This window comes from Streptomyces sp. 13-12-16 (genome assembly GCF_002114215.1).
GTDB lineage: Bacteria > Actinomycetota > Actinomycetes > Streptomycetales > Streptomycetaceae > Streptomyces.
In genome coordinates, this window is record NZ_NCTE01000441.1 from 1 (window position 1) to 1,665 (window position 1,665).

A 1,665-nucleotide genomic window follows, 5' to 3' on the forward strand; every position below is an offset into this window, starting at 1 on the left:
CACCCGCCGACCACCGGCCGAGGCCCGCAGCCCCGCGGCAACCCCCCGCACCTCGTCCGCCAGCCCCACCACAGGCCGCGGCCGAGGCGCGTACAGGACCTGCTCCACCGCGTCGGCCACCCGGTGCACCGACGCCGCCGCATCCGGCCCGAGCCGGCCCAGCCGCACGATCCGGTCCGCCGTCCCGCGCGGGGTCAGCGACTCGTCCGGCGCGATGCCGTGGTCCCACGCCGTGTCGGTCAGTTCGTCCCAGACGGCCAGGACGTACGGCGCCGTCTCCGCCTCCGACCGGCCGTGCCCGCCCAGCCGCACCGCCCGGGTCCGCATCCGCCACAGCATCGGCGACAGCGGCAGCACCAGCACCGCGAGACCGGCCAGCGCCCACGCCAGCAGCGCGTACCACTTCGGCCCGTCACCGCCCGCGGGCAGGGCCGCCTGCGGCGACTCGCTCTCGCACGCCCCCAGCTTCCTCCGCTCCGCCGTGCAGCTCTCGCTCTCCGAGGGCTCCGCCGACGGCTCCGCGGACGCGGTCTGCGAGGGCCGGGCGGGATCGGGCACCGAGTTCTCCTCGGTGTCCTGCACGGTGTAGGGCGGCGTCGAACCACGGGTCGGGGTCGGCTCGAACCGGGTCCAGCCCACACCCTCGAAGTACAGCTCGGGCCAGGCGTGCGCGTCCCGCAGCGTGACCGCGATCGTGTCGTCCGGCTGCCGGGTGCCGGGCGCGAAGCCCACCGCGACCCGCGCCGGTATGCCCAGCGAACGGGCCATCGACGCCATCGCGAAGGAGAAGTGCACGCAGAAGCCCTGTTTGTCCCGCAGGAAGCGGGCTATCGCCTGCGAGCCGCTGCCGACGTCGACCTCGGTGTCGTACTCGAAGCCGCCGTACAGCGTGAAGTACTCCTGGAGCTTGACCGCCTGGTCGTAGGCGTTGGTCGCGCCCTCGGTGACCTCGCGGGCGGTGCGGGACACCACGGCCGGCAGCGAGTCCGGCAGCTCGGTGTACTCGCGCTCCAGCGCGGGCGGCGGCTGCGGCGCACCGGCCAGCTGCTCCGCCGTGGGCTGCACGTGGAGGCTGCGCACCTCGTACGTCAGACCGCGCGTGTTCTGCCCGTGGTCGCCGACCAGTGTCATGCCGACGGGTTCGTAGCGCCAGTTGCCCCGGATGCTCACCCCGCTCGGCGGGTACGGCATCGGCAGCCAGTCCTGGCCGTAGGAGTCGGCGGTCGAGATCGTCGTGCCGATCTCCGTGCGCGCGACGTCGGGGCCGAGACCCGGCGGGGTCGGGAACGTGCCGTCGGGAACGGTGGTGATGGACCGTTTCGACGGCTTCCACGTGGTGCCGTCGAAGTCGTCCAGGGACACGATCCGCAGGTACAGGTCCGACACGTCCGTCATCTCGGAGCGCACCGACATGACCTGGCGGTCCTCGTCCTGGTTCAGCGAGTCGCGCAGCGACACCAGCGGGTTCACCGCGGAGATGGTGCCGCCCCCGCCGGAGCCCGAGCCGACCCCCGTACCGGCGGGGTCCAGCAGACCGCCGTTCATCGCGGGCAGGGCGAGCGGCACCACCAGGGCGATGCCCAGCGCGACCGCGCCGATCCGCCGCCCGGTGCGCACCGGTGCGACGGCGCCGGGCGAGTCCCCGCCCGGACCGGGCGCCCCGCC

General features: G+C 74.4%; 1 protein-coding gene. It reads right to left on the bottom strand.

Annotated features, from left to right (window positions below):
* The coding region (locus B7767_RS18125; RefSeq protein ID WP_085573105.1) for a DUF3488 and transglutaminase-like domain-containing protein at window positions 1–1,665 on the bottom strand (1,665 nt) is incomplete at both ends.